We start from the raw sequence: 14,057 nt of genomic DNA, 5'->3' as shown, positions 1-14,057 counted from the left end.
CGAAACACCAACCCAGAGGAGTGTTCGCAATGCGGTCCATCGCAAAGGGTCTCGGGCTCGGTTCCGCCGCCATGGCGCTCACCGCGCTCACCGCGCTGGCCTGGCCGGGAACGGCCGGAGCCGCGCCGTCCGGGGCCTCCAGCCTCTACGCGCCCTCCGCGCTCGTGCTCAGCGTGAGCGCCGGTGACGACGCCGACGCGGGCACGGTGATGCGCGCCGTGACGCTGGTGTGCGCGCCGACGCCGGGCGGTACGCACCCGAACCCGGCCGCCGCCTGTGCCGACTTACGGGCGAACGCGGCGGAGCTGGACGCCGTCGCGGCGCCCGGTGCCGGAACCGCGTGTACCAGGGAGTGGAACCCGATGACGGTGACGGCCGACGGCGTGTGGCAGGGCCGCCGGCTGAACTACTCGTACACCTTCGCCAACCCGTGCGGTCTGCGGCACACCGCGGGCGCGCTGTTCGGCTTCTGACGCCCCGTCCGGCGAACGGAGCGGGCCGGGCGGCGCGCCGACCGCCGCCCGGCGGCCCGCCGGGGCCGGGACGGACTCCCGGCCCCGTCAGCCGAGTTCGAGGCTGGTGACCCCGTAGATCCCGGCCAGTTCCACCTCGGGGGCCGGCCCCGTGTACATCCGGGCGGCCTCGAACGTGGGGGCGAGGCCGAGGCCGGTGAACAGCCCGACGGCGTCCGGGTTGGCATCCGGCGCATCCACCGAGACCAGTCCGTCCGGTGCGTGCTCGGCGAGCCGCCGCAGCAGGCCGGCCGCCACGCCGGGGGTGGCGGCGTAGAGCGGGCCGATCCGGGAGGCGCCGCTGCACGGGCGGATGACGCCGAGCCCCTCGATCCGGCCGTCGCGGACCGCGGCCAGCGCCGTCCGGCCGGGCAGCGCCGTCCAGGCGGAGAGGAAGGCGTCCCGCGCGGCGGGGAAGAACCGCCGGTCATAGGCGGCGAGTTGCCCGAAGGGCAGGGTCGCCGCGTCCACCACCTCGAAGTCCTCGGCGGCCGCGTCCCCGCCGCGCGGCACTCCCTCGTGGCGGATGTTGTTCCAGGCCGAACGGAATCCGGACTTGCGGTAGTTGTCCTGCTGGTCGACGACCCCGTCCAGGCCGATCAGCCGCCCGTGGAGCCGGTCCATCCCGGCGTGCCACAGCCGGATGCCGTAACCCTGGCCGCGGACGGCGGGGCGGGCGATGTAGAAGCCGATGAAGCCGAAGCCCGCGCCGTAGCGGACGGCGGAGATGCTGGCCACCGGTTCACCGTCGAGCCGGCCGACGAGGAAGCCCTCCGGGTCGGCGACCGCGAAGGCGAACCGGTCCGAGTCCCCGGGGTTCCAGCCCTCCTCGTCGGCCCAGCCGCGGATCAGTTCCATGTCGGCGGCGCTCGCGCCGGTGATCTCGAATCCCGTCATGCCCCGTGTTGTACCAGACGGGGCGGGAGCCCCACAGCAGCGCCTGATCAGCCGTCAAGACCCGTACGGATGGGCCGCGATGGAGCTCCGCCGACGGCACGCGCCCCGCGGGGCGTCAGCCCGCGCAGATCACGTCGTCCAGGTGGATGGGCTGGGAGTCGAGGCGCACGTACGCGGTGAAGGTGTCTGTGGTGCCGGAATCCCAGGTGGTGGTCACGGTGGCCCAGCCGACCCCGGCCGCGGGGGCGACGGTGACCGGGCCGATGGAGATGTCCTGCGGTGCGTTCCGGGAGCAGAGGAGGACGTCGGCGTCCGCTCTTTCCAGCTGCCTGTCCTTGAGCAGCTGCGAGACCCGGTTCGCCCGGTCGTAGTCGGTCGGGCCGTGATGGCCGTAGAAACCGGTGAGGAAGGTACTGATCTTGGTGGCGTCGTGCGGCTGCGGGGCCACGGGGGCACGGGCGGGGGCCGGGGCGGCATGTGCGGCGGCGACGGACAGCGGGGCTGGCCCGGCGAGCAGGGTCAGGAGCAGGGCGCCGAGGCGGTACGTCATGAGCTTCATGTCCGTTTTGTACCCGCCCACCCGGCCCCTCGGGAGGGCGGGCGGGCGGATCTCACTCCTGTGGGGGTCGGGATTCACCGCAGAAACGACCCTCCGCCGCCGCCCGGACCCGGTCCCACCGGCACCCGCCCCTCGTGGTGTGACCGGCGGAAGACGATCGTGACCCGCGGGACCGAACGAGTGAAGGAGCGGTTCGGGGCGAGACCGGAAGACCGGCCCGCCGCGCCCGCAGGGGCCGCCGGCCGCGGAGCGCCGGAATTCGTTCGCGGACGGAGTGCTCCGGTGCGTACGGTCGGATCATGGGAAAGCCGCTCGTCGCAGTGTTCAGTGGGGCAGGAATGTCCACCGATTCGGGGATTCCGGACTACCGGGGGCCGCAGGGGCTCTGGCGTCGGGAACCCGACGCCGAGAAGCTCGTGACCTACGCGTACTACATGGCGGATCCGGAGATCCGCCGCCGGTCCTGGCTCATGCGGGCCGAGCTCGGCGCCCTCGGGGCCCGGCCCAACACCGCGCACCTCGCCGTGGCCGAACTGGAGCGCGGCGGCACCCCGGTCCGGGTCATCACGCAGAACGTGGACGGGCTGCACCAGCTCGCCGGGATGCCCGCGCGCAAGGTGTTCGAGCTGCACGGCAGCGCGAGGTCGGTGGTGTGCACCGCCTGCCACGCCCGCTCCGCCATGGACGAGGCCCTGGCCCGGGTCGCCGCCGGGGAGCCGGATCCCGCCTGCCTGGCGTGCGGCGGGATCCTGAAGGCGGCGACGGTGATGTTCGGCGAGCGGCTCGACCCCGTGGTGCTGGGGCAGGCGATGGCCGTGGCCAAGGGCTGCCAGGTCTTCATCGCCGTCGGCTCCACCCTCCAGGTGCAGCCCGCGGCCTCCCTGGCCGGGATGGCCGCGGAGGCCGGGGCCCGGCTGATCATCGTGAACGCGGAGGAGACCCCGTACGACTCCCTCGCCGACGAGGTCGTCCGCGAGCCGATCGGGACCGCCCTGCCGGCGCTCCTGGCCGGGATCGCCGCGCAGCCGGAGGCGCTCTAGCCGGAGAACCCGTCGGCGGCGCGCCGCATCTCCGCCACGTCCAGCTTCTTCATCTTCATCATGGCGGCGGTGGCGCGCGCGGCCCGCTCCGGGTCCGGGTCGCTGACCAGATCGATGGCCCCGGGCGGGATGACCTGCCAGGACAGCCCGAACTTGTCCTTGACCCAGCCGCAGGCGGACTCCTGGCCGCCGTCCCTGGTCAGCGCGTCGTAGTAGTAGTCCGCCTCGGGTTCGTCGGCGCAGTGGATCTGGAAGGAGACCGCCTCGGTGAAGGGGAACTGCGGTCCGCCGTTGAGGCCGGTGAACTTCTGGCCGTTGATCTCGAACTCGACGATCATCACCGAGCCCGCCCGCCCGGGCCCCGCATCCGTGTAGCGGCCGATCCGGCCGATCCTGCCGTCCTTGAAGACGGACACGTAGTGGTGGGCGGCCTCTTCCGCGTTGCCGTCGAACCACAGACACGTGGTGAAACCGTTGCCGCTCATCTCTGCCTCCTGGCCGGTGTGGGGACGGTGGTCACCGTTCCTCACATACAGACCGGCCCCGGGCCCGAAATTCATCGGTGGGCCCGGGGCCGGTCCGCTTTCAGCCGGGATTTCGCCCGTACGGGCTACTTCGCGGGGCCTGCTCCCAGCTCCAGCATGCGGTCGACGACGCGCTCGGTGGCGTGGCCGTCGTCCAGGTCGCAGAACTCCTCGCGCCAGGCCGCGCGTGCCTGCGCGTACTGCTCGCCGAGGGCGTCGGCGTTGCGCACCGCCTCGATCAGGCTCGCCGAGTCCGACAGCATCGGGCCGGGCGCCTTCGCCTCGAGGTCGAAGTTGAAGCCGCGCAGGGTGCCCTTGTAGTGCTCCAGGTCGTACGTGAAGAGCAGGATCGGCCGGTCCGTCAGCGCGAAGTCGAAGAGCGCGGAGGAGTAGTCCGAGATCAGCACGTCGGCGACGAGCAGCAGGTCCGCCGCGTCGGGCCAGCGGGACACGTCGACGACGAAGCCGTCGCGGACGCCCTCGCGGACCTGCTCGCCCACGTGGTGGTGGCCGCGGACCAGCAGGACGTGGTCCTCGCCGAGCTCCCGGCGCGCCGCGTCCAGGTCGATCCGCAGGTCGAGCTTGTAGCCCCCGGACCAGCCTTCGCAGTTCTCGCGCCACGTCGGCATGTAGAGGACGACCTTCTTGCCCTCGGGGATGCCGAGCCGCCGCCGGACCTCGGCGACGCGCTGCGCGTCGGGCCGTACGAGGGCGTCCGTACGCGGGCTGCCCGCCTCGATGACCTCGCCGTCGTACCCGAGGGCGCGCTTGAGGAGGGGCGTGGCGTACGAGCTCGGGGAGGCGAGGAGGGACCACTGGGCGCTGTCGTGCGCCAGGCCCTCCAGGATCTCGGGGCTCGTGTAGTAGTCGTGCACGAAGTCGTGGCCGATCTGCTTGACCGGCGTGCCGTGCCACGTCTGGACGACGACCTGCCCGGTCCGGCGGTCGAAGCGCCGGGGCACGTTGTCGTTGGTCACGAAGTAGCGGGCGCGGGCCAGCACGTCCCAGGACTCCACGCTGCCGTACTGCACGGCGCGTGCGGTCGCCGGGACCTCGGCGCGGCCGTCGTTGACCAGCCAGATGTGCTCCAGCTTCTCGCCGCGGCGCACCAGCTCCTCGTGGATGGCCCGGGGGGAGTCCCCGGCGCCGTTCCCCTGGAAGGTGTCGTAGACGACCATGTCCTTGACCGGCAGGGCGCGCTGCGCCGGGTAGGTCTCGAAGCGGGCGACGCGCTGGGCGTAGTTGGAACGGTCGTGCGGGCTGAGCAGCGGGTCGGCGACCAGGGCCATGCGGTCGTGGAAGCGGGTCTCGACGCGCATCCGGCGGCCCTGGACGGTGACGTTGTGCGGCCCCGAGAAGAGGAGGCCGGGGCCCATCTGCACGGGGGCGCCTCGGTCGACGCCGAGCAGGCCGGCGGTGGTTCCGCCCTGGGCGGCCGGGCGCAGCGTGGGCCACCAGCGGCCCTCGGGGAGCGTGGTCCTGCCGGCGTAGGCCTCGGGAAGCACCGGCGCGAAGGCGGCCTCGAAGGTGTCGCCGTCGCGGGTGACGGGGTAGCTGAACTCCACGCCGTGCACGTTGTGCAGCACGAGCTCGTACGGCTCGTCGGTGGGAGCGACGAACCGGCCCCGCAGGGTCACGGTGCCGTCCTCGGTGTCGACGGAGTCGATCAGCGGCGGCGAAGGCTGGACGGAGAGGGTCAGGTGTCCGGTGTTGCCGCGCTTGGCGAAGAGGGTGCGGCCGGCGTCCTCGCCGGGCAGGCGCACGACGAGGCCTTCGAACCCGGCGCGCTCGTCGTGGACGAGGCGGTGCTCGGTGCCGTCCGCGCCGATCACGGACAGGCTCCAGGGCTCCGGGGTCCACTCGCCGGGCTCGCAGGGAGCGTCCGGTACGGCGGCCAGCTCGGCCAGCGGGACGCGGGCGGTGAAGGGGATCCGCCCGGCGGTGGCCGTGCCGGTCTCCAGCGGGATGCCGACCAGGGTGCCGGTGGTGACGTGGACGGCCTGGAGGGAGGCGGCGCCTGCGATCTCGGCGGAGAGCTCACCGGTGATCTCGACGGCGTCGTCGCCGGCGGGCCGCACGTCCAGGGCGCGGGCGCGGACGAGCTCCACCTGGATGGTGAGGGATCCTGCGACGGTGGGCACGATCCGGACGTCCGGGGCCACCCAGTGCGGGGGCGGGTTCTGGCCGGTGTCGTGCTCACCGCCCCTGAGGCGGGCGCGGTGCAGGCCGCCGGCGCCGGTGACGGCGATGGAGGTGGTCCATATCCCCTCGTGCCACTTGCCGCCCGACTGGAAGATCGAGGGGTCGACGACGGCGGTGAAGCCGGCCCAGTCGGCGTGCCGCAGGGCGAGGTGCGGGGACTTCACGGTGGCCATCGGGGAGGCGACCGTACGGGTGCCGACGACCGAGCGGCGGCGCTTGCCGCCCTCGCGGAAGACGAGCATCTTGCGGGAGCCGAGGCGGCTCTCGGCGCCGAGGTGGCCGGGGAGCGCGTAGCCGCGCAGGAGCAGCTTGCCGTCGGCCCAGGCCGCCTGCTCCAGGCGGCTGACGACGCGGCGCTCGCGCGGACCGAGGGTGAGGATCTTGGCGGGGACCGGCGGGCGGCCCTGGAGGAAGGGGTAGTCCGCCTGCGGGCGGGCGAGCCCCTTGACCGGCACGCTGTAGTGGTAGTCGCGCTGGTGGTGCTGGAGGGCGATGAAGTCCTCGACGCGGCCTTCGCCGGCCAGGTACGCCTTGAGGCGGTCGGCGACGGTCAGGTCCGACCAGGGGCCGGTGCCGATCTCCCGGATGAGGCCGCCGACCTCCTTGACGAACGCGGCGCGGAACTCGGGGCCGCCCTCGCCGACGTACTTGTAGATGAGCGGGAGCTCCTCGCTCAGCACGTTGTAGTCGTAGTCGCGCAGGTAGCGGGTGTACTTGGCGCCCTGCTTGGCCTTGAGGGACTCGCGGACCAGGCGTACGGAGGTGACGCGGTCGATGAGGGAGACCGGGTCGGTGGAGCGCTGGGTGATGGAGCGCTCGCCGGTCTCGCGCACGCGCCAGTGGTAGACGCAGTCGCTGATGATGTCGACGCTGGAGGCGAAGTAGTGCGCCGGGATGCTGACCGGGGCGTCCTCGTAGAGGATGCCCTCGGGGTACTGGAAGCCGTGCTCGTCCCAGAAGGTGCGCCGGTAGACCTTGTTCCACGCGGTGCGGTCGGTGACCAGCGCCGGGAACTTGGAGATGTGGGTCTTCAGCTGCGTCTTGGCGAAGGCCGCCCGGTGTCCCCAGGACTGCTGCATGCCGACGGAGCGGAAGCGCTTCACGTTGCCGCCGGCGAAGTCCGAGCCGGTCTCGTCGAGCGCGCCGATGAGCCGCTCGTACGCGTAGTCCGGCATGGTGTCGTCGCTGTCGACAAAGGCCAGGTACTCGCTGTCCGGGTGGGCGTGCCGGGCGCCCACGTTGCGGGCGGCGCCGAGGCCGGCGTTCTCCTGCATCACCACCCGGAAGCGCTTGTCCCGCGCGGCGAACGCCTTGGCGATGACGGCGCTGGTGTCCGTGGACCCGTCGTCCACGAGGATGACCTCGAAGTCGTCGAAGGTCTGAGCGGCGATGGATTCCAGGCACTCGTCGAGGTAGAGCTCGACGTTGTAGACGGGGACGACGATGCTCAGGCGCGGTGGCATGGGTGGCGGGTTCTCCAGCGTTTTATGCTTTATCGATGATCAGCTACTCACAGCATCTTACTCTGTAGCAGAATCATGAACTCCCCTCATTCCGGACATACCAGAGCTCATCGCCGAGGCGGACGGCAAAGAATTAAGCCGCCCGCCACCTCGACGATCCCCGGTCAGACCTCCAGCTCGGCTTCGATCTTCTTCAACTGGTGGCGCGCCATCGCGAGGTTGGCCCGCTGCTTGTCGAGGGCCAGGTAGAGGAAGAATCCCGAGGCGCCCCGGCCCCTCAGCAGACGGATCAGGTGGTACTGGCCGCCGAGGGTGATCAGGATGTCCTCGATCTCGTCCTTGAGGCCGAGCATCTCCATCGTGCGGACCTTGGCGCGCACCACGTCCGTGTTCCCGGCGGCCGCGACGGTGAGGTCGAGGTCCTTGCCGCCGCCGATGGTTCCGAGGGCCATGCCACTGCCGTAGTCGACCAGGGCGGCACCGATCGCGCCGTCGATCGTGGTGGTGGCTTCCTTGAGGGCGGTCTCGACGTTTGCCATGAGGGGTTCCTCTTTCTTCCGGTCCTGTTTTCGGTTCGGTCCTGCCGGGTTGGCTGTACGGGGTTCAGGCGGGCGGGACGTCGGCGCCCCGCCGCCCGAGGGTGTGGTCGATGAGCTCGGCTATGCGCAGGCTGGAGCGCCGGGCCTCCAGGTGGAGGCGCCCCACGTTCACGCGCGGCTCGGCGGTCAGCGTGAGGACGGCCGCCTCGCCCGCGGCGTAGGTGGCGACGTATCCGTTTTCGCCGCGCACCAGCAGCTCCCGGAATCCGCCCTGGCCGGTGCTGTCGCTCAGCCGCTGGGCGACCCCGAGGGCGGCCGCGGTCAGGGCGGCGACGGTCTCGGCTTCGGAGGCGGCACTGTCCTGGGCGAGCACCAGGCCGTCGGCGCTGGCGGCGAGGGCGCCGGTGAGCTGGGGTACCCGGGCCCGCAGCCTGCGGAGCTCGGCGAGTATCTCGGCCTCCGCCTCGGCGGGCACCGTGCTCATGTCGGCCTTTCTCCTTTCGGGCTGCCTCCGCTCGGAGCGGTCGGCGCGCAGGGCCGGTCGCAGCGGGAGCCTCACAGGCTTGCCTCCAGTGCGTCGCGTAAGCGGCGGAGCAGCGCCACGTCCGGTGATTGGGTCTGGGTCATCCAGTCGGGCAGGGGTTCCGCGGCCGGCGGCGGGGCCGGGGCGTGCGGGGTCTCGACCAGTCCGGCCGCCGCGAGGCGCCGTACGTCGAGCAGCGTGTGGAAGGCGGGGCGGCCCAGGGTCCACGCGAGGTCCGCCGGGGTGCGGACGCCGTCGGCCCGGCCCAGCAGGATCCGCTGCCGGGCGGTGACCGTCTGGCCCGGCGCGGCGGGCCGCGGCACCACCGGCGCGGTGTCGAGCTGCGGGTACGGCCAGACCGCGTCGAGCAGCTCCCGGCGGCGGCGGGTCTCGCGTTCCACAGCGGCGGCCGGGACGGAACGGACGGAGCCGATCCAGTGGGTGGCGCCGCGGCGGAAACGGGAGGGGCCGCTGCCCGGGGACAGGGCGAAGAAGGCGGCGTCGAAGATCGCGGCGAGGTGGCAGATCTCCAGCTCGCCGCCGGCGAGGCCGCCGCTGTCCACGAGGAAGCGGGCCACCTGGCGGCGGGCGCCGGCCCGGTCCACGGCCTCGCGCCAGCGTTCGGGGGCGAGGGCGCCGCCGGTGGTGAGCAGGACGTCGAGGCCGGGGGTGGCCGGGCTCTCGGCGTGCACGATGCGGCCGTCCTCGAGGAAGAGGGTGCCCCGGTCGCGCAGCAGGGCGCCGGTGGCGCGTTCGGCGGCGAGCCGGGTGAGGAGGGGGGAGACGGCGGCGGAGGCGGTCGCGCCGCGGGCCGTGGCGGGGTCGGTCATCTGAGTACCAGCCCCTCGGCGAGGGCCCGGAGTTTGTGGCGGGCGAGGGCGAGGTTGCCGTCGGCGCGGTCGAGCCAGAGGTGCAGGAAGACGCTGCTGTCGAAGCTCGTCTCGACGAAGCGGAGCACGTGGTAGCCGGTGCGGGTGGTGACGATCAGGTCCTCGACGGGCGGGCCGGCGGCGTCACCCCGTAAGGGGGCGTCGTCCGCCGGGGCGAAGGATTCGTACTCGGCGGCCGCCCGGGCCAGCTCGGCGGTCTCGGCGGCGGTGGTCTCGTGGTCCCCGACGGGCGAGTCCCCGGCGGTGCCGAGGGCCAGCCCGCTGCTCCAGTCGACCAGCGCGGCCCCCCGCGCACCAGGCAGGGCCATGGCTTCGAGCAGGCATTCGTCGATCCCGGGCACGCGGGCTCCCCTCCCGGCCGGACGTGCTGGGTGCACGGTCGTACGGCGCGACAGGAGGGAACTTACTCAACTTCCACAGTGCGGAAGGGGGTTCTGGCATTTTCCGCTGGAACATGCGCGGAACCACGCGGCTGCGTGGCCGGAACCCGTCGACTTTTGATCACGAAGCGAGCGGAAGATCGTCCGCGAGCCGGAACGACCCGCCCTCGCGCTGGACGTAGCCCTCGTGGCTCAGGGTGCGCAGCAGGTGGTAGACGGTGGGCAGCGGAATGCCGGTGAGCCGGGCGAGCCGCTTGGCGGTGGCCCCGCCCTCGGCGTACATCGCTTCCACGAGGCGCAGTGCGCGCTGCACGGAACCGATCAGGGTGGGTGTGCTGTCCTTCTGGCTGTCGTCGCTGCCCATGAGTAGTCCCCCTGCTCCGGTACGAGGCCTGGCAAACCCATCAAAGTCGCTCACCGGCCGCAAAACCAGCTGACTCGCGTAAACCTGAGCATAAGATCACCGCACCCGCCCCGACCGCCCCGGATACGGGGCCGCCGCCTATCCTGCCCCGACCGCGGATCCATGAGGATCGCGGCAGGAGGGGATCGTGGAGATCAGCAGTGAGGTGGCCGCCTCGGCGACGCGGGAGTGCCCGGAGTGCGGGGGCGCCGTGCCCGTCGACGAGCGGTACGCCGAGTGGTGCGCGGCCTGCGACTGGAACGTGGACCCGGGCGCGCCGGACCCGCAGCCCGGGCGGATCGCGGCCGCACGGCGGCGCCTCGCCCAGCAGTACGGGGATGAGCTGGCGGCCGAGATGGAACGCGCGGCGGACGGCGGGGCGGCTCCGGTGCGGGGCACGGCGACCGTGCTGGCCTGCGCCGTGTCCCTGCTCGTGCACGGGGTGACCGCGCTCCTGGTGCTGGCCGGGGTGCTGTTGATCGTCCTGGGCTGGGAGACCGGGGTGCAGCCGGTGATCGGCTTCCTGCTGCTCGGTATCGCGTCGGTGCTGCGGCCGAGGCCGATGCGGCTGCCGAAGGACGCGCCGGTGCTGTACCGGGCGGACGCGCCGCGGCTGTTCGAGTTGATCGACGAGGTCGGGGCCTCGATCGGGACCACCGGGGTGGACGCCGTGGTGGTCGAGCCGAACGCCGGTGCGGCCGTGACCGTTTACGGGCTGCGACAGCGGCGGATGCTGCTCCTGGGGCTCGGACTGTGGGAGATCCTGCCGCCGCAGGAGCGCGTGGCGCTCCTCGGACACGAGCTGGGCCACTTCGCCCACGGCGACCTCCGGCGCTCGCGGCTCACGCACGGGGCGCTGCACTCCTTGTCGGTCTGGCTCCACGTGCTCGCGCCGACGCCCGCACGGCGGTTGCAGGACCGGTTCGTGAACGCGGCGACCTTCGTGCCCCGTTGGGCCGCGTACGGACTGCTCCTGCTGCTCGACCGGCTCACCCTGCGCGCTTCGCAGCGGGCCGAGTACCTGGCCGACGCGAGCGCGGTCCGTGCCGGATCCACGGCGGCGGCCGTCGGTCTGCTGGACCGGCTCCTGATCCTGCGCGCGATGGAGGCGGAACTGCGCCGGGAGTCGGTGGCGGCGCAGGTGCGGGGCGGGCGCGCCGGGCGCGAGGCGCGCGACCGCGCGGAGCAGGGTCTGTGGGAACGGCTCGCCCGGCATGCCGGCGCCGTGCCCGAGCGGGAGTACGAGCGGCTGCGCCGGGTCGCCGCCCGGCGGGGGCACCATGTGGACAGCACCCACCCGCCGACCCACCTGCGCCGCCGCGTCGCCGCCGCGGGCGAACCGCACCCGGCGCAGGTCGTCTGCGAGGACTCCAGGACAGCCGCGATCGCAGCGGAACTGGCTCCGGCGCGCACCGTCCTGGCCCGCCGGGTGATCCGCGAGATGGCCGGCTGAGCGGCGGCCGCGGCGTCAGCTCGTGGGGTGGTGCGGGAGGAGGCGCTCGACCATGGCGGCGATGAGGGCCTGCTCCGGGTAGCCGTCCAGCATGGTGGGAGCCGTCAGGTCGTCCACGATCAGGCCCAGCATCGCGAGGTAGAGCAGCACCACGCCCTGGGGGTCGCCCGGCAGGCCCGCGTCCAGGTGCCAGGCGACGTTCGCGTCGAGTTCCGCGCGCTGGAAGCCGGCCAGCTCCGCCTGGAGTTCGGGGCGGCGGGTGCCTTCCAGGCGGAGTTCCAGCATCGCGATGTGCACGCTGCGCTCGCGGCGCATGCGCTCCAGGAGCCGGCCGAGGAGCACCTTGGTGTCCAGCGGGCCGGTCAGGTCGGCGGGGTCGGGGGTCAGCCGCTCCCGGGTGCGGTGCAGGATCTGGACGAGCAGCTGGGCCCGGTTGGCGAAGTAGTTGGAGGCGGTGCCCGTCGGGACGCCCGCCTCCGCGTCCACCGCGCGCAGGGTCAGGCCGCGTGAGCCCTCGCGCGCCAGGACTTCGATCGCGGCGTCGAGGAGCGCGGCGCGGCGCTGCGGGTTCTGGCGCATGGGCGGGTCCCTGGGGAGTGGAGGTGGGCGGCTCATCACCTGGGGGCCATGGCCGGTGAGTACTACAGGTGCAGTGCTTCGCTCACCGTAGCGGATGCGGTGGGTCCGGTCCTCGCCGAGGTGCCGTCCCCCGCATCAGGCTGCCGGGCCCGCTACTCACGGCCCGCCGACTCCAGCAGGTACGGCACGTCGATCACCGCCACCCCCGGCGTGAACAGCAGCCGCGCCTTCAGCCGCAGCGCGTTCTGGTTGTGCAGGGGCTGCTCCCACCAGTGGCCCACCACGTACTCCGGGATCACCACCGACAGCACGTCCGTCGAGCTGTCCGCGGCCAGTTCCTGGATGTGGGCGAGGATCGGGCCCACCACCTCCCGGTACGGCGAGTGCAGGATCTTCAGCGGGAGGCCCGGGTCGTGCTCGGCCCACTCCTCGCGCAGCCGGGCCCCTTCCTCCTCGTCCGCCGCGACGGTGACCGCCGTCAGCGTGTCCGGGCGCAGGGCCTGCGCGTAGCCGATGGCCTTGAGCGTCGGGGCGTGCACGGAGGAGACGAGGACCAGGACCTCGTGGCGGGCGGGCCTGCGCGGTTTGGCACGGGGGTCGACGGCGACCTGCCGGGCCACCTGGTCGTAGTGGCGGCGCACCCCCTTCATCCCGAGGAACAGCAGCGGCATGGCGATGACGACCAGCCAGGCCCCGTGCGTGAACTTGGTGATGAGGACGATGACCAGCACCAGGGCGGTCAGGGTGGCGCCGACGGCGTTGATGGCGAGCCGGCGGTGGATGTGCACGCGCTCCTCCCGCGGGGTGGCCGGCGAGGCGAGCTCTTTGCGCCAGTGGTGGACCATGCCGGCCTGGGAGAGGGTGAAGGAGACGAAGACGCCGATGATGTAGAGCTGGATGAGGCGGGTCAGTTCGGCGTCGAAGGCGACGATGAGGGCGATGGCGGTCAGGGCCAGCAGGACAACGCCGTTGGAGTAGACGAGCCGGTCTCCGCGGTTGAAGAGCTGGCGGGGCGCGTAGCGGTCCTTGGCCAGGATCGAGGCGAGCATCGGGAAGCCGTTGAAGGCGGTGTTGGCGGCGAGGACCAGCACGCCGGCGGTGACGGCCTGGAGCAGGTAGAAGAGGAAGTGCCAGCTCCCGAAGGTGGCGCGGCCGATCTGGGCGAGCGCGGTGGACATCGGGGTGCCGGGGGCCAGGCCCAGTTCGGTGGGGTCGGCCGCGACGTGCACCTTGTACGCCATGGCGAGAGCGGTGATGCCCATGAACATGGTCACGGAGAGCACGCCCATCGCGGCGAGCGTGGTCGCCGCGTTCTTGGCCTTGGGCTTCTGGAAGGCGGGGACGCCGTTGCTGATCGCCTCGACGCCGGTGAGCGCGGTACAGCCGGAGGCGAAGGCGCGCATCGCGAGGAGGACGACGGCGAGGCCGGTGTAGGTGCCGGCCGCGGTGATCGGCAGGTGGGCGGATTCGGCGCGGATGGTCTCGCCGGTGGCCAGCCGTACCGCGGCGAAGGCGAACATGAGGTAGATGACCAGGACGAAGCCGTAGGTGGGGATGGCGAAGACGCGGCCCGACTCGCGGACACCGCGCAGGTTCATCAGGGTCAGCAGCACCACGAACCCCACCGACATGGCCACTTCGTGGTCGCTCAGCGAGGGGATGGCGGAGGTGATGGCGGCGACTCCGGAGACGACGGAGACCGCGACGGTCATCACGTAGTCGATGAGCAGCGCGCTGGCGGCGGTGAGAGCGGCGGTGGGACCGAGGTTCTCGGAGCTGACCACGTACGCGCCGCCGCCGCCCGGGTAGGCGTGGCAGGTCTGCCGGTACGAGGCGACGACCACCACCAGCAGGAAGACGATCGCGGCGGCCGCGTACCAGGTGAGGTGGAGCAGCGCGACGCCGCCGAGGGCGAGGATCAGCAGGATCTCCTCGGTGGCGTAGGCCACCGAGGAGAGCGGGTCGCTGCAGAAGATCGGCAGCGCGAGCCGCTTGGGCAGCAGGGTCTCGCCCAGGCGCGCGGTGTCGAGGGCTTCACCGACCAGCACGCGTTTCACATTGATACGCCTCATTGGGGCATGATCGTGCACCAT

At 72.5% G+C, this 14,057-nt stretch carries 14 protein-coding genes; 3 read left to right on the top strand and 11 right to left on the bottom strand.

Annotated features, from left to right (window positions below):
- Positions 1-29 precede the first annotated feature (29 nt).
- Positions 30-473, top strand: coding sequence for a subtilase-type protease inhibitor (locus tag ACFTXQ_RS12335; RefSeq protein WP_382639114.1), 444 nt, complete (start codon positions 30-32; stop codon positions 471-473).
- An 87-nt stretch (positions 474-560) separates the two neighbouring features.
- On the opposite strand, the gene ACFTXQ_RS12330 is transcribed toward ACFTXQ_RS12335, so the two are convergent.
- Positions 561-1,409 (bottom strand): GNAT family N-acetyltransferase, encoded by an 849-nt coding sequence (locus ACFTXQ_RS12330; RefSeq protein ID WP_382639112.1) that lies wholly within the window; start codon positions 1,407-1,409, stop codon positions 561-563.
- A gap of 115 nt (positions 1,410-1,524) precedes the next feature.
- Positions 1,525-1,968, bottom strand: coding sequence for a hypothetical protein (locus tag ACFTXQ_RS12325; protein ID WP_382639109.1), 444 nt, complete (start codon positions 1,966-1,968; stop codon positions 1,525-1,527).
- A gap of 299 nt (positions 1,969-2,267) precedes the next feature.
- Between ACFTXQ_RS12325 and ACFTXQ_RS12320 the strand changes: the two genes are divergently transcribed.
- Positions 2,268-3,008, top strand: coding sequence for an NAD-dependent deacetylase (locus ACFTXQ_RS12320; protein ID WP_382639106.1), 741 nt, complete (start codon positions 2,268-2,270; stop codon positions 3,006-3,008).
- On the opposite strand, the gene ACFTXQ_RS12315 is transcribed toward ACFTXQ_RS12320, so the two are convergent.
- The 7 genes from ACFTXQ_RS12315 to ACFTXQ_RS12285 all read right to left on the bottom strand — a co-directional run bounded on the left by ACFTXQ_RS12315 (position 3,005) and on the right by ACFTXQ_RS12285 (position 9,893).
- On the bottom strand, positions 3,005-3,493 hold the full coding sequence (locus tag ACFTXQ_RS12315) for a VOC family protein (protein WP_382639103.1): 489 nt from the start codon (positions 3,491-3,493) through the stop codon (positions 3,005-3,007). The genes ACFTXQ_RS12320 and ACFTXQ_RS12315 overlap by 4 nt on opposite strands.
- A 125-nt stretch (positions 3,494-3,618) precedes the next feature.
- Positions 3,619-7,197: a CDP-glycerol glycerophosphotransferase family protein gene (locus ACFTXQ_RS12310; RefSeq protein WP_382639100.1), complete on the bottom strand. Its 3,579-nt coding sequence runs from the start codon at positions 7,195-7,197 to the stop codon at positions 3,619-3,621.
- A 164-nt stretch (positions 7,198-7,361) separates the two neighbouring features.
- A complete protein-coding gene (locus ACFTXQ_RS12305; RefSeq protein ID WP_382639097.1) occupies positions 7,362-7,736 on the bottom strand; it encodes a hypothetical protein in 375 nt (124 codons plus the stop codon).
- A gap of 64 nt (positions 7,737-7,800) precedes the next feature.
- Positions 7,801-8,220 carry a roadblock/LC7 domain-containing protein gene (locus tag ACFTXQ_RS12300; protein ID WP_382639095.1) on the bottom strand — a complete coding sequence of 140 codons (420 nt, stop codon included), beginning with the start codon at positions 8,218-8,220 and terminating at the stop codon, positions 7,801-7,803.
- A 71-nt stretch (positions 8,221-8,291) separates the two neighbouring features.
- On the bottom strand, positions 8,292-9,089 hold the full coding sequence (locus ACFTXQ_RS12295) for a transcriptional regulator (RefSeq protein WP_382639092.1): 798 nt from the start codon (positions 9,087-9,089) through the stop codon (positions 8,292-8,294).
- Entirely contained in the window at positions 9,086-9,490 is a 405-nt protein-coding gene (locus tag ACFTXQ_RS12290; protein WP_382639089.1) for a hypothetical protein, read from the bottom strand. Before ACFTXQ_RS12290 ends, ACFTXQ_RS12295 begins: the two co-directional genes overlap by 4 nt.
- A gap of 160 nt (positions 9,491-9,650) precedes the next feature.
- The gene (locus ACFTXQ_RS12285) at positions 9,651-9,893 is read right to left on the bottom strand and encodes a helix-turn-helix domain-containing protein (RefSeq protein WP_382639086.1); all 243 of its coding nucleotides are present in this window, start codon (positions 9,891-9,893) and stop codon (positions 9,651-9,653) included.
- Positions 9,894-10,080: 187 nt separating this feature from the next.
- Here ACFTXQ_RS12285 and ACFTXQ_RS12280 point away from each other — a divergent pair, with 187 nt between their 5' ends.
- Positions 10,081-11,385 (top strand): M48 family metallopeptidase, encoded by a 1,305-nt coding sequence (locus ACFTXQ_RS12280; RefSeq protein WP_382639083.1) that lies wholly within the window; start codon positions 10,081-10,083, stop codon positions 11,383-11,385.
- A 15-nt stretch (positions 11,386-11,400) separates the two neighbouring features.
- Here the strand turns inward: ACFTXQ_RS12280 and ACFTXQ_RS12275 are convergent, their stop codons facing one another.
- Together ACFTXQ_RS12275 and ACFTXQ_RS12270 are read right to left on the bottom strand one after the other, a co-directional pair.
- The gene (locus ACFTXQ_RS12275; protein WP_382639080.1) at positions 11,401-11,964 is read right to left on the bottom strand and encodes a TetR/AcrR family transcriptional regulator; all 564 of its coding nucleotides are present in this window, start codon (positions 11,962-11,964) and stop codon (positions 11,401-11,403) included.
- A 152-nt stretch (positions 11,965-12,116) separates the two neighbouring features.
- On the bottom strand, positions 12,117-14,036 hold the full coding sequence (locus ACFTXQ_RS12270; RefSeq protein ID WP_382639077.1) for an APC family permease: 1,920 nt from the start codon (positions 14,034-14,036) through the stop codon (positions 12,117-12,119).
- Between the last annotated feature and the right edge of the window lie 21 nt (positions 14,037-14,057).

The sequence above is a fragment of the Streptomyces sp. NPDC057010 genome, assembly GCF_042673805.1.
Classification (GTDB): domain Bacteria; phylum Actinomycetota; class Actinomycetes; order Streptomycetales; family Streptomycetaceae; genus Streptomyces.
Note: the sequence above shows the minus strand (reverse complement) of the source record. Positions and strands in the feature narration are given on the sequence as shown.

Bases quoted from the DNA above. Each gene is read 5' to 3' on its own strand.
- ACFTXQ_RS12335 (WP_382639114.1), top strand. From the start codon at position 30: ATGCGGTCCATCGCAAAGGGTCTCGGGCTCGGTTCCGCCGCCATGGCG.
- ACFTXQ_RS12330 (WP_382639112.1), bottom strand. From the start codon at position 1,409: ATGACGGGATTCGAGATCACCGGCGCGAGCGCCGCCGACATGGAACTG.
- ACFTXQ_RS12325 (WP_382639109.1), bottom strand. From the start codon at position 1,968: ATGAAGCTCATGACGTACCGCCTCGGCGCCCTGCTCCTGACCCTGCTC.
- ACFTXQ_RS12320 (WP_382639106.1), top strand. From the start codon at position 2,268: ATGGGAAAGCCGCTCGTCGCAGTGTTCAGTGGGGCAGGAATGTCCACC.
- ACFTXQ_RS12315 (WP_382639103.1), bottom strand. From the start codon at position 3,493: ATGAGCGGCAACGGTTTCACCACGTGTCTGTGGTTCGACGGCAACGCG.
- ACFTXQ_RS12310 (WP_382639100.1), bottom strand. From the start codon at position 7,197: ATGCCACCGCGCCTGAGCATCGTCGTCCCCGTCTACAACGTCGAGCTC.
- ACFTXQ_RS12305 (WP_382639097.1), bottom strand. From the start codon at position 7,736: ATGGCAAACGTCGAGACCGCCCTCAAGGAAGCCACCACCACGATCGAC.
- ACFTXQ_RS12300 (WP_382639095.1), bottom strand. From the start codon at position 8,220: ATGAGCACGGTGCCCGCCGAGGCGGAGGCCGAGATACTCGCCGAGCTC.
- ACFTXQ_RS12295 (WP_382639092.1), bottom strand. From the start codon at position 9,089: ATGACCGACCCCGCCACGGCCCGCGGCGCGACCGCCTCCGCCGCCGTC.
- ACFTXQ_RS12285 (WP_382639086.1), bottom strand. From the start codon at position 9,893: ATGGGCAGCGACGACAGCCAGAAGGACAGCACACCCACCCTGATCGGT.
- ACFTXQ_RS12275 (WP_382639080.1), bottom strand. From the start codon at position 11,964: ATGCGCCAGAACCCGCAGCGCCGCGCCGCGCTCCTCGACGCCGCGATC.
- ACFTXQ_RS12270 (WP_382639077.1), bottom strand. From the start codon at position 14,036: ATGAGGCGTATCAATGTGAAACGCGTGCTGGTCGGTGAAGCCCTCGAC.